Source organism: Gordonia sp. NPDC003585, assembly GCF_040610755.1.
Lineage (GTDB): Bacteria > Actinomycetota > Actinomycetes > Mycobacteriales > Mycobacteriaceae > Gordonia.
Window position 1 is genome coordinate 13,481 of sequence record NZ_JBEXMX010000031.1, and the last position, 23,389, is coordinate 36,869.

Annotated in this window: 22 protein-coding genes and 2 tRNA genes; 16 read left to right on the forward strand and 8 right to left on the reverse strand. The window is 65.4% G+C overall.

The features are described 5' to 3' along the window. Positions 1-38: 38 nt before the first annotated feature. The gene (gene ettA, locus ABZW74_RS10630) at positions 39-1,712 is read right to left on the reverse strand and encodes an energy-dependent translational throttle protein EttA (RefSeq protein ID WP_240860010.1); all 1,674 of its coding nucleotides are present in this window, start codon (positions 1,710-1,712) and stop codon (positions 39-41) included. Positions 1,713-1,959: 247 nt separating this feature from the next. On the opposite strand from ettA, the gene ABZW74_RS10635 reads away from it, so the two are divergent. From ABZW74_RS10635 to ABZW74_RS10645, 3 genes are all read left to right on the forward strand, one after another. Further along, positions 1,960-2,157 (forward strand): three-helix bundle dimerization domain-containing protein, encoded by a 198-nt coding sequence (locus ABZW74_RS10635; RefSeq protein WP_240860012.1) that lies wholly within the window; start codon positions 1,960-1,962, stop codon positions 2,155-2,157. 97 nt (positions 2,158-2,254) lie between these two features. After that, entirely contained in the window at positions 2,255-2,635 is a 381-nt protein-coding gene (locus tag ABZW74_RS10640) for a hypothetical protein (RefSeq protein WP_355276118.1), read from the forward strand. Next, positions 2,628-3,212 (forward strand): hypothetical protein, encoded by a 585-nt coding sequence (locus ABZW74_RS10645; protein ID WP_240860016.1) that lies wholly within the window; start codon positions 2,628-2,630, stop codon positions 3,210-3,212. Before ABZW74_RS10640 ends, ABZW74_RS10645 begins: the two co-directional genes overlap by 8 nt. A 26-nt stretch (positions 3,213-3,238) precedes the next feature. Here the strand turns inward: ABZW74_RS10645 and ABZW74_RS10650 are convergent, their stop codons facing one another. Continuing rightward, positions 3,239-3,694 carry a single-stranded DNA-binding protein gene (locus tag ABZW74_RS10650; RefSeq protein WP_240860018.1) on the reverse strand — a complete coding sequence of 152 codons (456 nt, stop codon included), beginning with the start codon at positions 3,692-3,694 and terminating at the stop codon, positions 3,239-3,241. A 120-nt stretch (positions 3,695-3,814) separates the two neighbouring features. After that, positions 3,815-5,842, reverse strand: a complete 2,028-nt coding sequence (locus ABZW74_RS10655; RefSeq protein ID WP_355276120.1) for a cytochrome c oxidase assembly protein — start codon at positions 5,840-5,842, stop codon at positions 3,815-3,817. Between the two features lie 126 nt (positions 5,843-5,968). On the opposite strand from ABZW74_RS10655, the gene ABZW74_RS10660 reads away from it, so the two are divergent. The 3 genes from ABZW74_RS10660 to ABZW74_RS10670 all read left to right on the forward strand — a co-directional run bounded on the left by ABZW74_RS10660 (position 5,969) and on the right by ABZW74_RS10670 (position 8,365). Then, positions 5,969-6,042, forward strand: a tRNA-Arg gene (locus ABZW74_RS10660). Between the two features lie 206 nt (positions 6,043-6,248). Further along, positions 6,249-6,557 (forward strand): hypothetical protein, encoded by a 309-nt coding sequence (locus tag ABZW74_RS10665; RefSeq protein ID WP_240860037.1) that lies wholly within the window; start codon positions 6,249-6,251, stop codon positions 6,555-6,557. After that, positions 6,557-8,365 carry an alpha/beta hydrolase gene (locus ABZW74_RS10670; protein ID WP_355276123.1) on the forward strand — a complete coding sequence of 603 codons (1,809 nt, stop codon included), beginning with the start codon at positions 6,557-6,559 and terminating at the stop codon, positions 8,363-8,365. Before ABZW74_RS10665 ends, ABZW74_RS10670 begins: the two co-directional genes overlap by 1 nt. Here the strand turns inward: ABZW74_RS10670 and ABZW74_RS10675 are convergent. After that, the gene (locus ABZW74_RS10675; protein ID WP_355276125.1) at positions 8,346-9,632 is read right to left on the reverse strand and encodes a solute carrier family 23 protein; all 1,287 of its coding nucleotides are present in this window, start codon (positions 9,630-9,632) and stop codon (positions 8,346-8,348) included. The genes ABZW74_RS10670 and ABZW74_RS10675 overlap by 20 nt on opposite strands. 118 nt (positions 9,633-9,750) lie before the next feature. Here ABZW74_RS10675 and ABZW74_RS10680 point away from each other — a divergent pair, with 118 nt between their 5' ends. The 6 genes from ABZW74_RS10680 (at position 9,751) to cmrA (ending at position 16,231) form a co-directional block, all read left to right on the forward strand. Further along, the gene (locus ABZW74_RS10680) at positions 9,751-10,260 is read left to right on the forward strand and encodes an Rrf2 family transcriptional regulator (protein WP_240860041.1); all 510 of its coding nucleotides are present in this window, start codon (positions 9,751-9,753) and stop codon (positions 10,258-10,260) included. 66 nt (positions 10,261-10,326) lie between these two features. Next, complete coding sequence (locus ABZW74_RS10685; RefSeq protein ID WP_240860044.1) at positions 10,327-11,505, forward strand: globin domain-containing protein; 1,179 nt, start codon at positions 10,327-10,329, stop codon at positions 11,503-11,505. Next, the gene (locus ABZW74_RS10690; protein WP_240860045.1) at positions 11,502-11,933 is read left to right on the forward strand and encodes a hypothetical protein; all 432 of its coding nucleotides are present in this window, start codon (positions 11,502-11,504) and stop codon (positions 11,931-11,933) included. Before ABZW74_RS10685 ends, ABZW74_RS10690 begins: the two co-directional genes overlap by 4 nt. Positions 11,934-12,729: 796 nt before the next feature. Continuing rightward, a complete protein-coding gene (locus tag ABZW74_RS10695; protein WP_240860047.1) occupies positions 12,730-13,275 on the forward strand; it encodes a PadR family transcriptional regulator in 546 nt (181 codons plus the stop codon). 43 nt (positions 13,276-13,318) lie between these two features. Next, positions 13,319-15,382 (forward strand): NADPH-dependent 2,4-dienoyl-CoA reductase, encoded by a 2,064-nt coding sequence (locus ABZW74_RS10700; RefSeq protein WP_240860048.1) that lies wholly within the window; start codon positions 13,319-13,321, stop codon positions 15,380-15,382. Between the two features lie 36 nt (positions 15,383-15,418). Next, positions 15,419-16,231, forward strand: coding sequence for a mycolate reductase (gene cmrA / locus ABZW74_RS10705; RefSeq protein WP_240860049.1), 813 nt, complete (start codon positions 15,419-15,421; stop codon positions 16,229-16,231). A 146-nt stretch (positions 16,232-16,377) separates the two neighbouring features. On the opposite strand, the gene ABZW74_RS10710 is transcribed toward cmrA, so the two are convergent. Next, complete coding sequence (locus tag ABZW74_RS10710; protein ID WP_355276129.1) at positions 16,378-17,994, reverse strand: helicase HerA-like domain-containing protein; 1,617 nt, start codon at positions 17,992-17,994, stop codon at positions 16,378-16,380. Positions 17,995-18,042: 48 nt separating this feature from the next. On the opposite strand from ABZW74_RS10710, the gene orn reads away from it, so the two are divergent. From orn to ABZW74_RS10725, 3 genes are all read left to right on the forward strand, one after another. Continuing rightward, the gene (orn, locus tag ABZW74_RS10715) at positions 18,043-18,642 is read left to right on the forward strand and encodes an oligoribonuclease (RefSeq protein ID WP_355276131.1); all 600 of its coding nucleotides are present in this window, start codon (positions 18,043-18,045) and stop codon (positions 18,640-18,642) included. 104 nt (positions 18,643-18,746) lie between these two features. Then, positions 18,747-18,819: transfer RNA gene (locus ABZW74_RS10720), tRNA-His, on the forward strand. 97 nt (positions 18,820-18,916) lie between these two features. Next, positions 18,917-19,390, forward strand: coding sequence for a nuclear transport factor 2 family protein (locus ABZW74_RS10725; RefSeq protein ID WP_355276133.1), 474 nt, complete (start codon positions 18,917-18,919; stop codon positions 19,388-19,390). Between the two features lie 22 nt (positions 19,391-19,412). Here the strand turns inward: ABZW74_RS10725 and ABZW74_RS10730 are convergent, their stop codons facing one another. Then, on the reverse strand, positions 19,413-19,856 hold the full coding sequence (locus ABZW74_RS10730) for an SRPBCC family protein (protein WP_240861654.1): 444 nt from the start codon (positions 19,854-19,856) through the stop codon (positions 19,413-19,415). 12 nt (positions 19,857-19,868) lie between these two features. After that, the gene (locus ABZW74_RS10735) at positions 19,869-20,480 is read right to left on the reverse strand and encodes a thymidine kinase (RefSeq protein WP_240861656.1); all 612 of its coding nucleotides are present in this window, start codon (positions 20,478-20,480) and stop codon (positions 19,869-19,871) included. Positions 20,481-20,659: 179 nt separating this feature from the next. Between ABZW74_RS10735 and ABZW74_RS10740 the strand changes: the two genes are divergently transcribed. Then, positions 20,660-22,363 carry a hypothetical protein gene (locus ABZW74_RS10740; protein ID WP_355276136.1) on the forward strand — a complete coding sequence of 568 codons (1,704 nt, stop codon included), beginning with the start codon at positions 20,660-20,662 and terminating at the stop codon, positions 22,361-22,363. A 1-nt stretch (position 22,364) separates the two neighbouring features. Here the strand turns inward: ABZW74_RS10740 and ABZW74_RS10745 are convergent, their stop codons facing one another. Further along, positions 22,365-23,207 (reverse strand): SDR family oxidoreductase, encoded by an 843-nt coding sequence (locus ABZW74_RS10745; RefSeq protein WP_240861659.1) that lies wholly within the window; start codon positions 23,205-23,207, stop codon positions 22,365-22,367. Positions 23,208-23,389 lie beyond the last annotated feature (182 nt).

Genomic DNA, 23,389 nt, shown 5'->3' on the forward strand with positions numbered 1-23,389 from the left:
ACCGCGCGCCGCGAGACCTACCCCATCGCGGGCGAGTTTCAGTCGCGGGTCAGTTTGCGGTGTGTCACGCGATGCGGCCGGGCCGCGTCGGCACCGAGTCGGTCCACCTTGTTGGCCTCGTAGGCCTCGAAGTTGCCCTCGAACCAGAACCACTGGCCCTCCTCGACGTTGCCCTCCCACGCCAGGATGTGGGTACAGGTGCGGTCGAGGAACCAGCGGTCGTGGCTGATCACCACGGCGCAGCCGGGGAACTTCTCCAGCGCGTTCTCCAGCGATCCGAGTGTCTCGACGTCGAGGTCGTTGGTCGGCTCGTCGAGCAGGATCAGGTTGCCGCCCTCTTTCAGGGTCAGCGCGAGGTTGAGGCGGTTGCGCTCACCGCCGGACAGCACCTCGGACCGCTTCTGCTGATCGGGGCCCTTGAAGCCGAAGGCGCTGACGTACGCGCGCGACGGCATCTCGTTCTGTCCGACCTCGATGTAGTCGAGGCCGTCGGAGACGACCTCCCACACCGTCTTCTTGGGGTCGATGTTGGCGCGCCCCTGGTCGACGTAGCTGAGCTTGACCGTCTCGCCGACCTTGACGGTTCCGGAATCCGGCTGCTCGAGGCCCACGATGGTCTTGAACAGGGTCGTTTTTCCGACGCCGTTGGGTCCGATGACGCCGACGATGCCGTTTCGCGGCAGGGTGAACGAGAGGTCCTTGATCAGCACGCGACCCTCGAAGCCCTTGTCGAGATGACTGACCTCGACGACGACGTCACCGAGGCGCGGCGGCGTCGGGATCTGGATCTCCTCGAAGTCGAGCTTGCGGGTCTTCTCCGCCTCGGTCGCCATCTCCTCGTAGCGGGCCAGACGCGCCTTGTTCTTGGTCTGGCGGGCCTTGGCACCCGACCGGACCCAGGCGAGTTCTTCCTTGAGCCGCTTCTGCAGCTTCTGGTCCTTCTTGCCCTGGACCTCGAGACGCTCGGCCTTCTTCTCCAGGTAGGTGGAGTAGTTGCCCTCGTAGGGGATCAGCTTTCCGCGGTCGACCTCGCAGATCCATTCCGCGACGTGGTCGAGGAAGTAGCGGTCGTGGGTGACGGCGAGGACGGCGCCCGGGTACGACGCCAGGAACTGCTCGAGCCACAGAACGCTCTCGGCGTCGAGGTGGTTGGTCGGCTCGTCGAGCAGCAGCAGGTCGGGCTTGGCCAGCAGCAGCTTGCACAACGCCACGCGGCGCCGCTCGCCGCCGGAGAGGTGGGTGACCGGCGAATCGCCGGGCGGGCAACGCAGCGCATCCATCGCCTGCTCGAGTTGGGAGTCGAGGTCCCAGGCGTCGGCGTTGTCGAGGTCCTCCTGGAGCTTGCCCATCTCTTCCATGAGCTCGTCGGAGTAGTCGGTGGCCATCAACTCGGCCACCTCGTTGAAGCGATCGAGCTTGACCTTGATCTCGCCCATCCCCTCCTCGACGTTCTCCTTGACCGTCTTCTCCTCGTTCAGCGGCGGCTCCTGCAGCAGGATGCCGACCGTCGCGTCGGGGTCGAGGAAGGCCTCGCCATTCGACGGCTGGTCGATGCCGGCCATGATCTTGAGGATCGACGACTTACCCGCGCCGTTCGGACCGACCACGCCGATCTTGGCGCCGGGGAAGAAGGACATCGTGACGTCATCGAGAATCACCTTGTCGCCGTGCGCCTTACGCACCTTCTTCATGGTGTAGATGAACTCAGCCACTTACGAAATCTCCTTCAGGCTCTGATCTCATCGCCTCGTGGGCGCATCCGCGGATGGGCACATGGGCGCCGTCTGACTCCCAACCAGCCTAGTGGTCGGCGAGGGACTCCGGTCGCCGAGTCCCCGATGACCGCGCCCGCGGCCTCGGGAGTGGGGGTCGGCGACACCTTCGCGGTTGCGCAAATCACAGCCTGATCAGGTATTTGTGCCCGATGGGACGGATTCGAACCGACGTACCATCGTAGTTGTGAAGAACACCGACGAAGCTCGCCTCCTTGCCGAAGTCGGTAGCCAGTTGCAGGCCGACTACCGCGACCATCCGACCGCCGACGTTCAGGCGACGATCGACGAGTGCGTGACTCATTTCGACGGGGTGCGCATTCGCGACTACGTCCCGCTCCTCGTCGAGCGCCGCGCCCGGTCGATCCTGGGTAGCCCGTCCTGACCGTGCGCCCCGTTGACCGTGCGTCCCAAACCGTTGACCGTGCACAGATGATCGACTTTCCTGGCTTTGGAACGACGGTGTGCTTAGCATCGGTGGCATGAAAATTCGACTCGTCGGGGGTCTGGCCATCGCAGGAGCCAGTGTCGCAATCATCTCGTCCGGAACCGTGCTCGGCGCGGGTCACGCAAGCGCTGCTCTGAATCCGGGCACCTATCGCCAGTGCATGACGTTCCCCGTTGCCCCCGGCGCCGGGCCACAGTGCACGACCGCGACTGCGCAAGCATTCCTTGCCGCAGACACCAGCCACGGAGGGTATGGCGCATTCGTCTCGACCCCGACCGGCGGGTACCGGGCGTTTGCCGTCCTCGGGGCCGAGAATGGCCGAAAGGTGTACCGCAAGAACACCTCTGGTTATGACGTGACGACCTACTCGTACGGCGTACCGGTCACCCGGGCGACGATGACCCGCGTTGGATAACGGGTCCGACGCAGGCGACCATGATCAGTCGGTCGTCGACCCTGTCTTCGGCGACATCACGCTGACGTGGCGACACACCGACGACGACGTCACCTTGACCGCCTCCGGCGATCACGTTCCGATTGCTCGCCTGGTCCGCTCGGGAGCGCAGCCATCCCGTACGGACGTCCCGATCGGCACTCGCGATCCCGAGCGCCTTCGACTCTTCGTCGACGACGTCGAATGCGACATAGTGCCCTCCCCCGGTCAGCTGTCCCGACGATCTTATGGAGTCCGTGTCGAAGGCCTCGGCAACACAAGGCTTTTCACGCCGTCGAGTTCGACGGGCCATCGTCTCGTCTCGGGGTCGAAGTACGGCGGACGCAACGAGATCGGCGTCTTCACCAGCACCGACAACCATATCGGCGTCGAGTGGTCGGACGAACTGCGAATGGCGGGGCTCGTCTCAACCGTGGTCGAGCCGGCGCCCTTCGACAGCGCGCTCGGCATCCTGCTCGCCGGAGCATTTGGTACAGGAGCACGCTTCTTCGTCGGCAACGTCGTCGTCGGTGTCGTGCAGTCGATCTTCCCGCAGTGACCCGCCACCAATGAGACGACCGGGAATCAGGCCGCCGGACGACGGTGGGTCGAGGCGGTCGCGTCGCGGCGGGGGTGCTCGATGACTGTTCGCGTGTTCTCGGACACCGACCGTGGGTGAGCGGCAACGCCCCGGTACTCGACCACGCACCTGCTGAGGTCGAGCCCGACCGACACCGCGGTCATCTCCAGGTCGCTGCGCCGCGACCCGTCGGCAGCCTCGAATTCGTTCGTCTTGATCTGTCCGTGCGCGATGATCGGACGTCCCTTCGCGATCGCCTGACCCACACCCGCGAGCAGGCGTCGCCAGCAGCTGACGGTGAGATACAGCGTCGGCCCGTCCACCCACTCCTGCGTCTGCTTGTCCACACGACGTGACGTGCACGCGACCCGGAACGAGATCACGTCCTCACCGGTGGTGGTCTGGCGCCGCCTCGGCTCCGACACCACGGTTCCGATTACTGTCGTGTAGGTCTCGTACATGGCCGGTCTCCTGAGTTGTGGGAGCCGCGATCTGCGGCTGCACAACAGCATCGGCCATCAGTTCACCATCTACGCCGATCCGCGTGGATCTGTGGACAACTCACGCCGCGAACCGCACAGTCAACGTCGGCTGTTGAGTTCCTTCAGCATGTCGTTGTAATCGGTGAGTTCGGCGTCGTGGTCACGTTCGGCACGACGGTCGTAGCGCCGGGCCTGCTTGTCGTCGGACCGACGCCACTGCACGAGCAGCGCCAGCATGATGACGACGAGCGGTATTTCGCCTGCAGCCCAAGCGATTCCGCCGCCGACACGTTGGTCTGCATACAAGTCGTCGTGCCACGGCAGGTTGAGTCCGCGGTAGTAGGACTCGGCGATGACGGCGCTCGTCATCATCAACGCCACCCCGAAGAATGCGTGGAACGGTAAAGAGCCCCAGACGATTCCGAGTTTGGCCACCGGTGACACCTGCCTGGGTGCGGGATCGATACCGATGACCAACCAGTAGAAGAGATACCCGCTTAGCAGGAAGTGCAGGTTCATCAACAGGTGCGCGGCGTGGAAGGGCACCACCGCTTCGAACAATCCCCCGAGGTAGAGCAGGTAGAAACTGCCGACGAACATCACCGCGGCGATCCCCGGGTGGGTGAGGAACCGCGAAACCGGGCTGTGGATGGCCGACTGAATCCATTCCCGCGGACCGGGTGGATTGCCACGCCCGGCGGGCCGCAATGCGCGCAAAGCCAAGGTCACGGGGCCGCCGAGCACCAACAGCACCGGGATCATCATCGACAACAACATGTGCGCGATCATGTGGACGCTGAACATCGCCGGTCCATAGCGCCCCAGACCCGACGACGTCGCGAACAGCAGCAGCACGCACCCCAGCAGCCAGGCCACGGTCCGGCCGATCGGCCACTCGTCGCCACGCCGCCGCAGCCGCCACACCCCGCGCAAATACACCACCGCGAGGACGATCGCGAGCGTGCCGAAGATCAGGTCGAACCGCCAGTCGGTGAATATCCGCGCGAAGGAAGGCGGCTCGTCGAGGCGGTACCCGATCTCGCTCTCGACCACGCTGATGTCGGGATTGGCAAGATCTGGCGGCGGGGTTCGCGACAACCCGACCGCGAGGCCGAACGTGACCGCGAACACCACGATCTCGGCGAGTCCGAAGCGGACAAACGTCGACCGGCTGCCCGACTCGGTCTCGAGCCGCGCGATGGTCGACCGCCGATGCCACGCGCCCAACGCGCCGAGCACCACCAGTGCTGCGGTCTTCAACAACACGAGTCGTCCGTAGGTGTCGGTGAACAGATCGCCGATCGGCACCCGAACAAGCGCATTGACGACGCCGCTCACTCCGACCACGACGATGCACCAGAACGCGACACGCGAATACCGCCGCACCGCAAGGGTGCGCCAGCGTCCGTCGGCGAGCGCGTAGCACACCACCGCGACCAGACCGCCGAGCCACAACGTCGCGCCGACGATGTGCAGGATCAGACTGTTGGTCGCGACGTCGTGGTTACCGCCGGTCGACGAGTGCCCTGCCAGCGCCGGCGGCATCAGGCTGAGCAGCACGAACAGTACGGTGGCGAAGGTGAAACCCCAGCGCAGGGTGACCCGCGCGATGACGGCCGCCACCAGCGCGAACACCGCGGTCCAGAACCAGGTCCGAACGTCGGCGACCTGGCCGTAGACCCGAATGAGGTTGGCGGGCCTGATCGTGGTCGACAGCGGCTGTCCACTCACGTCGGACACCGACAGCGGCATGAGCAGCAACGCGCTGATCGACCAGATCAATGCGGCGGTCGACGCGATCCGAATCGCGCGGAAGCCTCCGACGTCGAGCACCCCGTCGCCTTGCGGCGGCACGAAGAAGGCGGCGAACACCGCACACCCCAGCGCGACGGCTGCGGCGACCTCCCCGATCGCGGTGACCGCGGGCAGGCCGTAGGTGGTCAGCGCCCCCGGGTCGGGCACGCCGGTCAGGCGCAGCGCGGACGCGGCAGACACCCCCGTGACCGCAATCGCCACGATCGCGGCGATCCAGGTCGCCGCCCAGAGAATCCCGGCGACCACGCCACGCGGCTCGCGCATCGCGTCGCGAGCCGCGTCCGCCTGGACTGTCGGGCTCGTGCGGGTCATCCCTCAACTGTAGGTCCATCCGTGCGCGACTCTGCCGCCCGGCCTGCGCTGATCCGCTCACCGATGTCGTAGACTCCAACTGCTCGTCCGGCCTGCCACCGGACGGCGGCCGGGTCCCCCGGCCTCGCCTCCGTAGCTCAGGTGGATAGAGCAAGGGCCTTCTAATCCCTAGGTCGCAGGTTCGAGTCCTGCCGGGGGCACCGTGACACCCTTGCCGGCCTCCGGCCGGTGTGCGCCCACTGTGTCGTTTGAAAGAGATTCACGCGGGCGCGCCGTAGACAGTTCCGGCCACGGCCGTTCCCCTTGTGAATCGACGGTGGAACCGGATGGCCACTCGCAAGCGTCGAACTGACATAGCCGGATACCCGGCGACGTCTCCACCTTCCGACGTCTCGATGGAGCATTCATGAGCCCGTTCACTTCGATATTCCACTTCGGCATCGATCAGCAGGAGATCACCGAGATCGCCGACACCTGGCATCGTCAGCACGTGGCGGTGCACGCCATCAGCTTCGAGGCATTCGGATCGTGCGTCGGTCCGTCGAGCGCCGTTGTCGACGCTCTGGGTGCCGCGCGGCAGCCGGCGGCGAGCGCCACGGCGTCGATCGGCAAACGGCTCGGGGACATGAGCGGTCTGTTGCGGGCGTTCAACGTCGAGGCGACCGATTCCGACGCACGTGCCGCAGCCGGATTCGACCAACTCCGGACACGCTGATGCGGCCGACCATTTCTCAGCTCCAGCAATGGGATACGAACTCGATCGGCAGAGCTGCCGCCGCTGCGGGCAATGCCGCGTTCGCCCTCGACACCTCGCTCGACACGGTCGTGCGGTCGATGGATGACGCCCGCTTGTGGTTCGGTGCCACGCAACGCGCAGCGTCTACTCGCGTGACCCAAGAACAGGACCACGCTCACGAGGTGCGTAACGTTCTCCAGCAGATTGCCGACTCGGCCGCCGATGCCTGCACAGATCTCGCTCACATGCGTGACCACGTGCTGGGCAACGTGCAGATCGCCGAATTCCTCGGCTACCGCGTGTCCGACGCGGGCGACGTCGCCCTGCCCGACGGTTCGACCACCACCGACACCGAGCAGTTCGCCACCGCGATCAGCGGTGGACTCGACTCGCTCGAGAAGTCCGACACCGCGTACGGACGTCAGATCTCCGACCTTGCAAGCGATCTCGCCGCCATGGTGAACGGCCAGCCCGATGTGACCATTCCGGGCGGCGAGAGGCTCGACCCCGATCAAGTGGTGGACATGTTGCGCCATCTGACGCCGGATCAGCGTCGGGCGATCCTGCGCCAGATGAGCCCGACCGACATTCGTCGAGTGATCCAGGCCGACCCCGAGGCGATGGGGAACATGGACGGCGTCGGATTCGAGTATCGAATCACGGCCAACGAGACCAACATTCGCAACGCGCTCGCGAACGAGATCCAGGCCGGACGCGGCACCGGACGCCGCGCGGATCAACTCCGCAAGATGCTGGAACAAACCGCGGACCCGTACCCGACGGGCACGGACGGGACATCGGAGCGCCAGTTCCTCGTGTTCGAGAACACCGCGAACGGCCGGGTCGTCGAGATGATCGGCGCCCTACGACCAGGCACGCGCAACGCCACCGTGTACGTGCCGGGGACCGGAAGCAACCTCAGCGGCGTGGCATCGCCGGACCGGAGCAACCGGAAGGCCGCGTGGAACCTCGCACACCAAACGGGCGGCCCGGTCATCGTGTACATGGACGGCGACCTCCCGCAGCGCATCGGCCACGAACACCTTCTGGATTCCCTGCGAAAGGGTCTGGGCTCCTCAGTGGCCGCCGTCCCGCAACTCGGCGCCGGACAAGCCCTTCTGCACGCCACGGCAGGTCTGTCCGGCAGCGCCGTCGACCCGCACTTCGCCGCGGACATGGCACCACGGCTGGTCTCCTTCGGCCACGAGCTCGACGTCGAACTGGCCGAGCATGCACCGGGCGCCAAGACCACCTACATCGGGCATTCGTACGGCGGGTCGATCGTGGGTACTGCCGACCAACTCGGATTGCGCGCCGACAACATCATCTACGCATCGTCGGCGGGCACCGGGCTCTACGACGGCAATCCGACAAGTCCTGATACGCATAGATTCTCGCTGACGTTTCCCGGGGATTTCATCCATCACGTGCAATCACTGCCCGGCAATCCCCATGGCGCCGACCCTGATTCGGCCCCGGGCATCACACGACTCGACACCGGCACGTATGAACGTGACGGCGTAACCCACGACTCGGGAGCACGGGCACACGGCGACTACTGGGACGATCCGAATTCCACCGCGTTCCGCAACATGGTGAAGGTCATCACCGGGCAGCAGCCGGATCTCTACATCTACCGGGAGCCCGACACCGTCACCCCGCAACGGTTGGGGCATGACGTGCTCAACCCCGTCGACAAGCTGCTCGATGTCCTGAACGGACGCGACACCGCGTACGGATTGCTCAGTCCCGAATGGTCGAGGCTGCTCAGGTCTTCCGAACGCTGACGCCCGCGGTGCCACGCCACCCGCCGATCTGGTGCATGACGTGATAGATGACGAGTGCGGCGATCGAACCGAGCGCGATCCCGCCGAACTCGAGATCACCGATCTTCCACTGGAAGTCGGCGATACCGATGACCAGCGGGATTGCTGCGGTGAACTGGTTGATCGGCAGACCGAAGTCGACTCGGTTCGTCACCCAGATGTGCACACCGATCACGCCGACGAGACCATAGAGCGCCGTGGTGACCCCACCGAGCACACCGGCCGGAATCGAGTTGATGACGGCACCGACCTTGGGCGACAGCCCGAGGAGAATGGCCGCGAGACCGGCAACCCAATAGGCCGCCGTCGAGTAGATCTTGGTTGCCGCCATCACGCCGATGTTCTCCGCGTAGGTGGTGGTGGCCGATCCGCCGCCACTGCCGGCGAGCATGGTGGCCAGACCGTCGGCCGCCAGCGCACGCCCGATGCGGCGGTCGTAGTCGACACCGGTCATCATGCCGACCGACTTCACGTGGCCGATGTTCTCCACCACGAGCACCAACACCACCGGCAAGAACAACGGGACCACCGAGAGGTGAAAGGTCGGAGTCTGGAAGTCCGGCAACCCAACCCACGACGCGGCGCCGATGGGAGCGGTGTCCACCTCACCGCGCGCGAGCGCGAACAGATAGCCGAGAACGACGCTCGCGAAGATCGCCAGACGACCGATCAGGCCACGGAACAAGACGACGCACAAGATCAGCAAGACGAGCACCACGGTCGCCGTGACCGCGTCCTGCGCATAATTGTTCTTTGCACTCGGCGCGAGGTTGAGTCCGATGAGGGCGACGATGGTGCCGGTGACGATCGGCGGCATCAGCACTTCGATCCAGCCGGTGCCGGCGACATGGCTGACGACGCCGATGATCACGAGAGATGCTCCGACGAAGACGATTCCGCCGAGTGCCGACGACTGACCGTGCGACGCCGTGGCGGCACCGACCGGCGCGATGATCGCGAAACTCGAGCCGAGGTAGCTCGGCAACCGGTTTCGCGTGATGACGAGGAACAGCACGGTGCCGATACCGGAGAACAGCAGCGTTGTCGACGGCGGGAATCCGGTGAGCACCGGCACCAGGAAGGTCGCGCCGAACATGGCCACGACGTGCTGCAATCCGATCCCGACCGTCCGCGGCCAGCTGAGCCGCTCCCCCGGCCCCACCACCTTCCCCACCCCGATCTCGTCTATCCGCTGCCACCGGAAGAACTGCCCTGGGCCATCGCTCATCGCCTCAGTCTGCGGTATCGCCGTCCGTTACGCCGCGTCTGCGCAGAACGTCATGGAGTGACCGGGATCACCTGAGTTAAATATGCATTTCAGATTCCAATTATGGTTGACTCGCATCATGCAGCTGACCCGGTTCACCGACATCGGACTCCGGGTCGTCATGCGCCTCGCGGCTGCCGACCGTGCGGATTCCAAGAAGCATTCCGACAGAAGAACTCTCACCACGCGTGATCTCGCCACCGAGCTGTCGGTGCCGTACACACATGTCGCCAAGGTGGTCAGCCGGCTGTCGGAGATGGGCGTCGTGCATTCGCGGCGCGGCCGCAGCGGCGGTCTGATGATCACCGAGCTGGGGCGCGACGCCCGGGTCGGATGGCTCGCGGAAACCCTGGAGGGTCCGGGTGAGGTGGTCGACTGCAACAGCCCCGAACCATGCCCGCTACGCGGTGCCTGTCGCCTGCGTGGGGCATTGGCGCAGGCGCGGACAGCCTTCTTTCGAAGCCTCGACGATCAGGTCATCGCCGACCTCGTCGCCGACCCCACCGGCGCAGTACTGCTCGCGCTGCGCGCACCCCAAGTGACCCCAGACCACACCGCCGCGCGAGCGCGGGACCACACCGCAGACTGACGCCCGCACCCACAACGAGACTCGACCCGATCCACCGTGGACGGGCCAGATGGAACGGAGACAGCAGTGCTCACCGATTCTCAACGCGAAACCCTCGCCGCCACCCTGCCCGCGGTCCAAGGCGCGCTCGGCGACATCACGCCCACGTTCTATCGACGGCTCTTCGCCGCGCACCCCGGGTTGCTCGACAACCTGTTCAACCGGACGCACCAGAAGACGGGAGAACAACCACAAGCGCTGGCCGGCTCGATCGCCGCCTTCGCCGCACTTCAACTCGAGCCCGACGTGCGACGCCAACGGTTCATCATTGACCGCATCGCGCACAAACACGCCTCGCTCGGTGTGACCCGCGAGCAGTACGACGTGGTGCACGAGCATCTGTTTGCCGCGATCGTCGAGGTACTGGGTTCGGCAGTGACGCCGCCCGTCGCCGACGCGTGGGACCAATTGTATTGGGACATGGCCGATCTCCTCATCACCGCCGAGGCCGATCTGTACGCCGGCGCCGGGGTCGAGTCCGGCGCGGTATGGCGCGACGCGCGGGTCGTCGAGCGGACACAGGTTGCACCGGACACCATCGCATTCACCGTCGCGGGTGTCGAGCCGCTACCGACATTCCGTCCGGGTCAATATATCTCGGTCCAGGTCGAACTCGCAGACGGCGCCCACCAGATCCGTCAGTACAGCCTCACGGGCTCGCCCGACGCGACCACCTGGACGTTCAGCGTCAAGCTCGCGGGTGAGGTGTCCGGCCAACTGCACGAGCAGGTCTTCGAAGGCGACATCCTCCGCGTGAGCACGCCATTCGGCGATCTGGTTCTCCCCGAGGATGATTCGCCGATCGTGATGGCGTCGGCCGGCATAGGATGCACACCGGTGATCGGCTTGTTGACCTCGATGAGCGCCGACCGTGATACACGGCCGATAACGGTGCTCCACGCCGACCGCTCGCGCAATCGGCAACCGCATCGAGGGCAGCTCGCCGCTCTGGTCGAATCGCTGCCCAACGGCCGGCTGATCCAGTGGTACGAGCACGGTGCGGGTCATCTGACTTCCGAGCAGATCCGCGTCGGTCAGATGTCACTGAGCGGGATCGACGTCGATCCGACATCGCATGTGATGCTCTGCGGCCCTACCGGATTCATGGCGTCGGTCCGTGACGAGCTGCTCGATCGCGATTTCACCGAGGCGCGCATTCACTACGAGACCTTTGGGCCCGAACTCCTTCGGGCCGGCGCGCGATGAGCTCCTCAGGCGCGATCGTCGTCGCAGCGACGTTCGTCTGGCTCGGCATGGTCCTTGCGATCTCCTTCATGGAGGCACCGCTCAAATTCCGCGCGCCCGGCGTGACCGTGCCACTCGGGCTGGGAATCGGCCGGATCGTCTTCCGGGCACTGAACGCGGCCGAGCTGGTGTGGGCGGTACTCGTCATCGTGGCCGTCGCCATCGGATCGTGGGCCGGAGTCACCGTCCCGATCGCCGCCGGTGTGGCGTGCGGTGCACTGGCCCTGCAGCTGGTCGGGGTGCGGCCCGTTCTCACTCGACGGTCCGACCACATCCTGGCCGGAGAGGAAGCACCGCGCAGCCGGGCACACCTCGCCTACGTCGCCCTCGAGGTCGTCAAGGTCATCGCGCTGCTGTGGTTGGGAATGGCAGTGCTTGCCGCCAGCTGACTCGAAGAGCTCGGCGACCAGGATTCTGACCTGCGGTAACGCGTTCGTCCACTCCGCTCCCGGAGGTGCCCGAGGCGCCAGCCGAGGGATGGCCCCGAAGGGTAGGCGAATGGGCCACGTCAGCGAGCCACCGGACCACTGAAAGTAGGGGAAGGTTCTTCCCCTACTTTCTGCCCCTGCTTGTTGAGTCGCCCGCGAGAAGATTCGCGGGGAGGACTCCAGGAGTAGGGGAAGAGTTTCTTCCCCTATTTTTCGTGGATCATCGTCGCCGCGCCGCGCTCCACAGCCCTATTCCCGCCTCCACGATCGTCGGCGACGCCGTCGAATGGACGCTGACTCGAAGAGCTCGGCGACCAGGGCTTCTGACCTGCGGTAACGCGTTCGGCCACTCCGCTCCCTGAGGTGCCCGAGGCGCCAGCCGAGTGGCTCGAAGAGCTGGTGAGAGGACATTGTCAGCTCGCCCGGCCGTCGAGGCTCGCAAGCTCGCTCCTCTGGGCGGCGCCTCAGGCAGCGTGGGGTGGCCCTTCCCGCGTCCATCCGTCGAGTTGGGTGACCACCGCGCTTACCTGGGGAAATGCAGCCCGCAGCGGAGGCGCTCCGGACACTCTGTGTCCTGTTGGAGAATCTGTGTGCTGCAGCACACAGGTGAGCCGATTCGGCACAGGGTGTGGCCTGAGGGCACCCACAGGGCCGCGACACTGAGCTGTCCGAACGCGATGCGTACGGACACCTATATGCACCCGAGTTTATATACACACAGTTGCATAGTGCGCTGTTGCAGTGTTAGCGTCGGATCATGGCGCTCGAGCATGCGATCCTCGTATCCCTGGCCGAACGCCCCGGCACGGGGTACGAGATCGGTCAGCAGTTCGACCGGTCGATCGGCTACTTCTGGTCGGCAACCCATCAGCAGATCTACCGAACCCTGAAGAAGCTGCACACCGACGGACTCGTCAGCTTCGAGTCGGTGGCCCAGAACGGACGGCCGGACAAGAAGCTCTACACCATCTCCGACGACGGCCGAAAGGTGTTGGCGGACTGGGCGATGAGCCCCACACCCCTGCAACCACTGCACAGCGACCTCGGGGTCAAGCTCCGGGCCGCCGAGTTCGGCGATCTGGCTGCCATCATCGGCGAACTCAAGGCGCATCGGGACGAGCATCTCGCCCAGTTGGCCATCTACCAAGGCTTTGCCGCCGACTACTACCCCGACCCGACGTCGTTGACCGGACGAAAGCTGCACCAGTACTTGGTGCTCCGCGGCGGCCTTCGCCAGGAGCAGAGCTTTGTCGATTGGTGCGACGAGGTCATCGAGGCCCTCGAACGCGAACTCTCATCCTGACCACCACCCGACCGATCAATCCCCTGAGATGAAAGGCAACGCCATGTCAGCCCACACGGCCGAGCGCAATCCGCACTTCCCCCACCTTTTCGAGCCGCTGCAGATCGGCGGCATGACCATCAAGAACCGCCTGGTCATGGGGTCGATGCACACGGGACTCGAAGACCGGGTGTGGGACGCCGACAAGCTCGCCGCGTACTTCGCCGAGCGCGCGAAAGGCGGTGCGGGTCTGATCATCACCGGCGGCTTCGCCACCAGCCGCACGGGCGTGCTCTCCCCGGCCGGCGGCAAGCTGACCAACGTCCTCGAGGTCAAGCGTCACAAGAAGGTGACCCAGGCCGTGCACGACGAGGGCGGCAAGATCGCGATGCAGCTGATCCACGCCGGTCGCTACGGCTACAACCCGTTCAAGGTCGCCGCCGGGTCCGAACCGTCGCCCATCCACCCGTTCAAGCATCTGAAGATGACCGAGCCGATCATCTGGCACGTCATCCGTACCTTCGGCCGCTCGGCCAAACTGGCGCGTCAAGCTGGGTACGACGCCGTCGAGATCATGGGCGGCGAAGGCTATCTCATCAACCAGTTCCTGTGCCCGCACACCAACGACCGCACCGACAAGTGGGGCGGAACCACCGAGAATCGGCAACGCTTCCTGGTGGAGGTCATCAAGGAGATGCGTCGCCAGGTGCCGCGCGATTTCCCGATCATCCTGCGCCAGTCCATCGCCGACCTGATCCGCAAGGGCCAGACGTGGGACGAGGTCGCGCTCATGGCGCGCAAGGCCGAGGAGCATGGCGTCGACGCCATCAACACCGACATCGGCTGGCATGAGGCGCAGGTCCCGACAATCGTCACCTCGGTGCCCCGCGGCGCGTTTGTGAAGTTCACCGAACGACTCCGCGACCAGGTGTCCATCCCCCTCATCGCCGCCAACCGCATCAATACCGCGGAACTGGCCGAGGAAGTCCTCGAGCGTGGCCGCGTCGACGCCATCCAGATGGCTCGCCCGTTCCTCGCGGATCCGCAACTCGCGATCAAGGCACAAGAGGGACGTTCCGACGAGATCAACACCTGCATCGGCTGCAACCAGGCGTGCCTCGATCACGCCTTCGTCGGCAAACACGTTTCGTGCCTTGTCAATCCGCAGGCCGGACGCGAGACCACATTGCTTCTCGGTCCGACGCGTCGGGCCAAGCGGGTGGCGGTCATCGGCGCAGGACCGGCCGGCTTGTCTGCCGCGGTCGCCGCGGCCAAGCGTGGCCACAAGGTCGACCTGTACGAAGGCGGACCCAGCATCGGCGGCCAGTTCTCGATCGCGTCGCGCATCCCGGGTAAGGAAGAGTTCCGGGAGACCATCCGCTACTTCACCCGGCAACTCGAGATCAACAACGTCAACGTCTTGCTGAACAAGCGAGTCACCGCCGATGAGATCATCGACGCGAAGTACGACGACGTAATCGTCGCGACCGGCGTCACACCCAGAATCCCGAGCATCCCGGGCGTCGACCACCCGATGGTGATGTCCTACGCCGACGCCGTGCTCGGACGCCGCGAGATCGGCAAGCGGGTGGCCGTCATCGGTGCCGGCGGCATCGGCTTCGACGTCAGTGAATTCCTCACCACCGACGAGTCGCCGTCGCTGAATCTCAAAGAGTGGGAACAGGAATGGGGCGTCACCGAGGACGGCTCCAAACCCGGCTTCGTCACCAAGCCGCGGCCGCTGCCGGCCATCCGCGAGGTGTACCTCGTGCAGCGCAAGTCCGGCAAGCAGGGCAAGACGCTCGGCAAGACCACGGGCTGGGTGCACCGCGCGACGATCAAGATGAAGGGCGTCGAGCAGATCTCGGGTGCCCATTACGACAAGATCGACGACGCCGGACTGCACCTGAGTTTCCGTGACGAGGAAGGCAATGTCACCGATACCCGGATTCTCGAGGTGGACAACGTCGTCGTGTGTGCGGGCCAGGAATCGGTGCGCGAGCTGATCGACCCGCTCACCCTCGCCGGCGTCACCACGCACGTGATCGGCGGTGCCGACCTGGCCGCCGAACTCGACGCCAAACGGGCCATCCGGCAGGGTACCGAGGTGGCGGCGGGCATCGGCTGACCGGGCCCGATACGGCTGGCGGCTACGATGGCCGCCATGCCGTTGCCGTCACCCACCGAATCCGCTCGAGCCGTCGTCACCGGGGCATCATCCGGGATCGGCATGGAACTGGCGCGCGCACTGGCTGCGCGTGGCCATTCGCTGATCCTGGTCGCCCGCCGCGGCGACATTCTCGAAGACCTCGCCGGCGAGCTGCAGGATCGGCACGGCGTTGTTGCCGAAGTTCGCGCGGTGGATCTCTCCGAGCCGCCCGCTGTCGAGGTTCTGGTCGCCGAGTTCGCCGACCGAGAGATCTCGATCTTGTGCAACAACGCCGGGATCGCCACGTTCGGCGCCGTGAGCGAGCTCGACCCCGCATATGAGCGTGCGCAGGTTCTCTTGAACGTCAACGCGGTTCACGACCTGACCCTCGCGGTTCTCCCCCAGATGGTCCAGCGTGGATCGGGGGGCATCTTGATGGTCGGGTCTGCCGCGGGCAACATGCCGATTCCCAACAACGCCACCTACGCCGCCACCAAGGCCTTCGTGAACACGTTCAGCGAGTCGGTGCGCGGCGAGGTGGCCGGGCAGGGCGTGCACGTAACCTTGCTGGCCCCAGGACCCGTGCGTACCGAGACACCATCGGCCGACGACGCGTCGATCGTCGACCGGATGGTGCCCGACTTCCTCTGGCACTCGAGCACCAAGGTTGCCGAGATGAGTCTGGATGCCTTGGCGCACAACAAGATGCGCGTCGTCCCCGGCACCCTGTCCAAGGCCATGTCGGTGGCCGGCGGCTACAGCCCGCGGGCAATCGTCGCGCCGATTGTCGGCTCCTTCTACAAGAAGCTCGGTAACGACGAACACTGATCGAACCCGGAGTCGGTGATCGAGCGTCGATTCGTCGGGTTACTCGAAGGACATCTCGGACTCGGTTAGCGCGGGTCGCGTTAGGTGATCTCGACACGGTGCCTCGCCTAGCGGCTCGGTACCGGCTCGATCAGCGGGGGGTGGCTCTACCTCCGTCGCCTACCCGTCCCGAAGATCGCGCGACTGAACTCTCGCCCCGCAGCACTGGCCGCCGATCGCAGGAAACTCTGCATCGGCTTGCTGGTGAGCACCTCGGTGAGCACTCCGGGCTCCTCAGGCGCTGGCTTGGGCGCAGGAGCCGGCGCGGGTGCGGGCGGCGGCGGTGGTGCGTCCGGTGATTCGTTCGGGGCCAACACCTTTGCGGTCAGCTTCTCGTATGCCGATTCCCGATCGATCGACTGACCGTACTTGGCGTACAACGAGCTCGCCTTGGCTGCAGCGGTAATACCCTCGGCGCCAACGGCTTCCATCGATGAACGCGGCGGACGCATGACCGTCCACGCAACCGGGGTCGGTGCACCCTTCTCCGACAGCACGGTGACGACGGCCTCGCCGGTGCCCAACGAGGTCAGCGCCTGGTCGAGCTTGTAGACATCGGAGACGGGGTAGGTCTTGACGGTCTTGCTGAGCGCCTTCTGGTCGTCGGGCGTGAATGCGCGCAGCGCGTGTTGAATTCGAGCGCCGAGCTGCGACAAGACCTCGTTGGGGATGTCGGTCGGCAGCTGCGAACAGAAGAACACGCCGACCCCCTTGGAGCGAATGAGTTTGACGGTCTGCACCACCTGGTCGACAAAGGCCTTCGACGCGTCGTCGAACAGCAGATGGGACTCGTCGAAGATGAACACCAGTTTGGGCTTGTCGATGTCGCCGACCTCCGGCAGGAACTCGAACAGGTCGGCCAGAATCCACATCAGGAAGGTGGAGAACAGCGCCGGTCGCGCGGCCTGCGCACCCAGTTCGAAGAGCGTCACGATGCCGCGGCCGTCCGGCGCCAGTCGGAGCAGGTCGGCCGGCTCGACCTCCGGTTCGCCGAAGAAGGTGTCGCCACCGTCGGCCTCCAGATTCGTGAGGGCGCGCAGGATCACCCCGGCCGTCTGCGTCGAGACACCGCCGATCGCCTTCAACTCCGGTTTGCCCTCGTCGCTGGTGAGGTGGGCAATGACCGAGCGCAGGTCTTTCAGATCCAGCAGCGGCAGACCCTTCTGATCCGCCCAGTGGAAGATCAGTCCCAACGTGGATTCCTGGGTTTCGTTGAGCCCCAACACCTTGCTCAACAGAATCGGCCCGAAAGAGGTGATCGTTGCGCGGATCGGCACACCGATACCTGTCGAGCCGAGCGACACGAACTCGACCGGATATGCAGACGGCTGCCAGTCATCGCCGGTCTGCTGCGCACGCGCCGTGATCTTGTCATTGGTCACCCCCGGTTGGCTGAGGCCCGACAGGTCACCCTTGATGTCGGCCATCACGACCGGCACCCCGTTGGCCGAGAGTTGCTCGGCGATGAGCTGCAGCGACTTTGTCTTACCGGTGCCGGTCGCACCCGCGACGAGACCGTGCCGATTCATCATCGCGAGCGGGATGCGCACCCTGGCTGCGGGGTCGACCTGGCCGTCGACCGACACCGTCCCCAGTTCCAGCGACGTCGACCCGAACGCGTACCCGGCGGCGATCTTCTGGGCCGGGCTGGGTTCGGCAGGCGGATTCGTGCTCTGGTCTGGGCCATTGGCGTCGGTCACGGGCGTCCTCTCGTCGACGAGCATCCTCGAGAGCAACAATAGCGATCGACACCTGTTGGTTAAGCTCGATGCGTGCAGGACAAACTGGTGTGGATCGATTGTGAGATGACCGGCCTGGATTTGGGGTCCGACAAGCTCATCGAGATCGCTGCTCTGGTCACCGACGGTGACCTCAACGTTCTCGGCGAGGGTGTGGACATCGTGATCCACGCCGACGACGACGCTCTGGCCGGCATGCCCGACGTTGTCACCAAGATGCATGCGGCGTCTGGGCTCACCGAGGAAGTGCGCGCATCCACGGTCACCTTGGCCGAAGCCGAGAATCGCGTGCTCGAGTACATCCGCAAGCACGTGACCACCGCCGGAGCGGTTCCACTCGCCGGCAACTCCATCGCCACCGACCGCGGGTTCATCTCCCGGGACATGGCCGAACTCGACGCCTACCTGCACTACCGCATGGTCGACGTCAGCTCCATCAAGGAACTGTGCCGCCGCTGGTATCCACGCATCTACTTCGGGCAGCCGGAGAAAGGTCTGGCCCACCGCGCCCTCGCCGACATCAAGGAATCGATCCGCGAGCTGCGCTACTACCGTGCGGCCGCGTTTGTTCCGCAGCCGGGCCCCGACGCCGACGCCCTCACCGCCATCGTCGAGGAACTCGGCCCCGCCTGAACGCGCTGGTCATCAACCGATTGGTGTTGGATGGCGGCCACCCGCTAGAGTATGACCTTGGCTCTGGGACCCGGCGCATCACACCTGGGTTTCCGACGCCGATGGTGGATGTAGTTCAGTTGGTAGAGCACCAGGTTGTGATCCTGGCTGTCGCGGGTTCGAGTCCCGTCATCCACCCCTAGCAGGTCGGAGGGCGTTTTCGCCCTCCGACCTTCTGCTTTCGCCCACCAATCACGACCTGGGCCGACCGTCGCCGCGGGCGTATATTCACACCATGGCCACCGGCCAGAATGACCCGATCACCGACGCCGACCTCGCGGAGCTCATCGCCCGCGTGGACGAGGCCGCGGCCGCCTTCATTCGAGGTGATGCCCGCACATATCTGGCCCTGCTCGAGCACTCCGACGACTACACGTTGATGCCGCCGGGCGGAGGGCCAACAATCCACGGATCCGAAGGAACCGACGAGGCGATCGACGCGGTCAGCGCCTTCTTCGCCGGCCCTGGCGAAGCGACCTGGGTCACGGAGGCCACGTATGTGTCGGGCGACATGGTCGTGCTGGTCGGTGTGGAACGCCAAAGCGGAGTGATCGACGGTCGAGAACCGCAAGACTGGTCGCTGCGCCTCACGCTGGTGTTCCGACGTCACGCCGACGGCTGGCAGATCATCCACCGCCACGCAGACGCTCTCGTGCACCCAATACCGTTCGACCACGTCGCAGAAGTCGCCCGCGGCCTCGACAGCTGATCTCCGCAGCCGAAACTGACTGTCACACAGATGCTTCCGCGACCGCGGCCAAGCGGTCCAAAGACGCGCTCAACTTCTCCGACGTGGTCGCCCGTGCACGCGGAAGCCTCTTCTCATCGGTGAGCCTTGTCCAGTCGTAGGTGTGGGTCACCAGCACCTGATCGTTGGCGGGTTCGAGTTCCCATCGCCACAGATGTCCGGGAGGCGGACCGCCCGGCTCCGACGGACGCCACGCAATCAGACGGCCCTCGTCGAATTCCTCGACGTGATTCTCCCGGACGGCACCCGTGGTGAGGGTCATCGCGAACACGTCACCCACCGCGCGCACCCGTTGTTCAGGAGCCGCCGTGGCGAGATTGTCATTGCCGTCCCATTCGGGTTGCCGCGCCGGATCGGCGATCAACTCGAAAATCACCGCCGCGGGTGCATGGATGACACGTTGCGCACTCACGATCCGATCGATCATGCTCCGATCCAATCACCCGAGCCGGCCCTGCCGATGGTGAAGCCGACATAGTGCCTGGTAGTGGACCTGTGTATCGCCTGAAGCAATCTCCCCCACAACCACATCCCCGACGGCCACGCGATCACCCGAGCGCACCACCACACCGTCGGCCACGCGGGCATTGTGCGTGGCCGGGCGACCACACCAGCACAGCACGATCGCCTGCATGCGGTGCACCTCGTCGGCGACTTCGATGAGCCGTGCCGACCCCGGGAACAGCCGCGCCTGAAAGTCCGTGAGCAGACCGAACGCGAGCACATCCACCCCCGCCTCGTCGACGAGACGCACCAGGGCCTCCACCTGTGACGGCGTCAGGAACTGCGCCTCGTCGCACACCACGTAGTCGAGTTCGCCTGCCGATCCGTCGTCCATGGCAGCGGCGAACACGTCATCGCCCGGCCCGACGATGACCGCGGTGGCAGTCAGACCGATCCGGCTCGTCACCATTGGCGCACCCGACCGGTCCAGAGTGCTGACCAGAACGCCACGGCGCCCCTGCCGACTCTGGTTGAAGTGCGTCTGCAGGGCAAAGGTCGACTTGCCCGCACCCATCGGGCCATGAAAGAAGACGAGCCGCGCGATCATCGCACGTCACCACACCACGAACTCATCGTCCGATGATGCCGCACCGCGGCAGCGCTTGCGCATGACGCCGAACCGCGCATCGTGGATCTCCCGGACGAGTAGCCTCTGGCGAAAGTGTCGTCGGTCACAACTTGGGGGGTCATGCGATGGTGGCGCGTCGGAGAAGTGTCGTGGTGGCCATGGTGTTGTCGACAGCGTTGGCGCTGACGTGGACCGGCGCACCGACGTCGGAGGCCGCGCCCGCTCGATCGGAGACCACCTACGCCTCCACGTCCGCGGTGTCGTGGGTCGTCGCGACCGTCGTTCGGGTACGCATACCGTTGCCGCCGACCGCCGGAAGACACCCCGAGGCGTGTGACTGGTTGTCGTACTTGCGTTTCCGATCCTCCGCCGGCCCAGTACGGTCGGCCGACGCCGATCGCATCGTGGTGGCTCAACCGGGGATCTTCGAGGGCGCAGGCGCATTCGAAAGCGTTGCGCGCAACACGGTGGCCGCCGCTGCGCGGGCCGGGTCGTCGATCGAGTTCTGGGCCCTCGACCGTCGGTCCAACTGCATGGAAGACCACACCGGCATCGACGCCGCGCTGAAGTCTGGCTCCTTCGAGACCGCAGCCGGTTACTACGTGTCCGGGAAGACCGTCAATGGTCGCCGATTCGCTGGATTCCCCGACTTCCCGGCGAACGGCCCGCAGTACGCCTGGTTGCGGCACCAGGGTGTCGAGCAGACCCTCCGCGACGAATACGACCTTCTCCGCGCTGAGCTTCCCGACCAGCGACTCCGCAAGCAGAAGGTGATCTGCGGCGGCCATTCGCTCGGCGGCTTCATCACCGGGTTCTTCGCCGAGTGGGACTTCGACGGCGATCGACGGACCACGCAGGACGCCGGGTTCAATCAGTGCGCGGGATACGTCGCGCTCGACACCGGTATCACCTCCGACCTCACCGCACTCACCGGTGGGCTGAATCTTCCTACCAGCGTTCGCATTCCGGACATCCCCGCACCGGTGGGCACCGTGCTCGACGCCGCACTCGGAATCGTCGACACCGCACTGCCGGTGCTGGCGCTGCCCGCGGTCATCAATCCGGAGACGATGAACCTGCTCGCCCTCACCGGCCTCGCCGCCCGACTCGACCCCGACGGCGTCGACGACGTCATCACCCACTTGCCCAAGAACCTCAACGTCGACATGACGCTGCGCACGCTGCTGGCCAAGGACTACCCGATGTTCCTCACCGGCCAACCCGACATCCACACCCTGCACGCCACCAACACCGCTGTCCTCGGCGCCATCCTCGACGACAACTCACAACCCTTCGGCTTCCTGCAGACCAGTGTCGGGTTCATCGGCTCCGGTCCGGTCGTCCCGAAGTCATTCCCCTTGCCGGACGCCGTGGCGAAGCGGATTCCCCTGTCGCTCACTTCTTTCGGCGACGCACCGAAGTATGCACCGAGCGGGTTCGCGCCCGACATCGTCTATACCTGGCGCGACTACGACCAGATCGATCCATCCCTGTACCGATACACGACGCCCAGCAACGAGGTCACCTCGATCCACGAACTCGCGCGTAACCTGTCCGAACCGCCGCTCGACTTCACCGAGTGGTACTTCCCCACCGCGCTGCCTGCCGAACTGTCGAACCGCAACGGCGGCGCGGCGGCTCGTCACCGGTTCTATCCCGGCGCCGCCAATCGCGCACCGATGGTGACGTTCATCGCCGCGGGCGGTGTGCAACCCACCCCGGCGGCCAATCCGCGTGGCATCGTCGTCCGCTTGCCCGGCTACAACCACATCGACGTCCTGACCGCTGCCGCGCGCCAGAACAACGGCCGCCCGGAACAGGTGTCGACGCGGCTGGCCGCCTTCGCGATCAACGTGCGCTGAGTCAGTTGCCGCGCGCCATCGCGATCATGCCCTTCAGGTCGAGGCCCGCCTTGGTGCCGCCATCCACCAGGATGTCGGTGCCGGTGAGATACCCGGGTTTCGTGCTCGCCACGAAGGCGAGGATCTCCGCGACCTCGTCGGGTTTACCGAATCGCTTGAGCGCCGCGTAGTCGAGGAGCTTGGCCGACCCGCTCTTCTCTTCCAGCCTGCCCATCGCGGTGTCGAAGCTGCCCGGCGACACCGACACGATGCGTGCACCTTTCGCACCGAAGTCGGCGGCCATCTCGCGGGTGTACCAGATCACGAAGGCCTTGCTGGTGCTGTACGCGGCACCAGCGCGCGCGGAGGCAGGCAAGACTCGGGTGCTACCCACCAACTTGCGTTCCATCGCGCCAACGTCCTTGCGTGCCAACCGGAATGCGCGGGTGGGCTGGAGAAGCCGCGGACTCATATGGCCGGCGATCGACGCGACGTTCACGATCGCGTCGCCTTCGCCCGCGACCCGAAGATAGGACTCGACGACGTTGACCGTACCCACCGCGTTGATTCGCGCGATGAACCTGGCGTCGCCCATCTGTGGACTCACCCCCGCGGTGTGGATCAATGCGCGGACGTGACCACCCCGCTCGGCATCGTCGATCAGCGCATCGACCGAGGCACGGTCGGTGATGTCGCACACTGTGCCCGACGCCTCGATACCGGCAGCGGTCAACTCGTCCACGGCGCGATCGAGTCGGCCGCCGTCGACGTCGGCGAGCACGATCCGGTGATCGACGCCGATGATCCTTGCGGTCGCCAATCCCATGCCGCCGGTTCCCCCGGTGATGATCGCCGTCTGCTGCATGCTCGCTCCGTTTCACTCGATCAGATACCCGCCGCCACCGTCATCCTGCCCGACTGTGCGGCTCTGGTCTTCCCCGTTTTCGGCCAATTCGCCCCGCCATCTCGTTACCTTGGCGTAACTTCAGGTCAAATGACCTAAACATGTCGCCGGTAGTTTCGTTTCGTGATCACGACGCAGGGGTG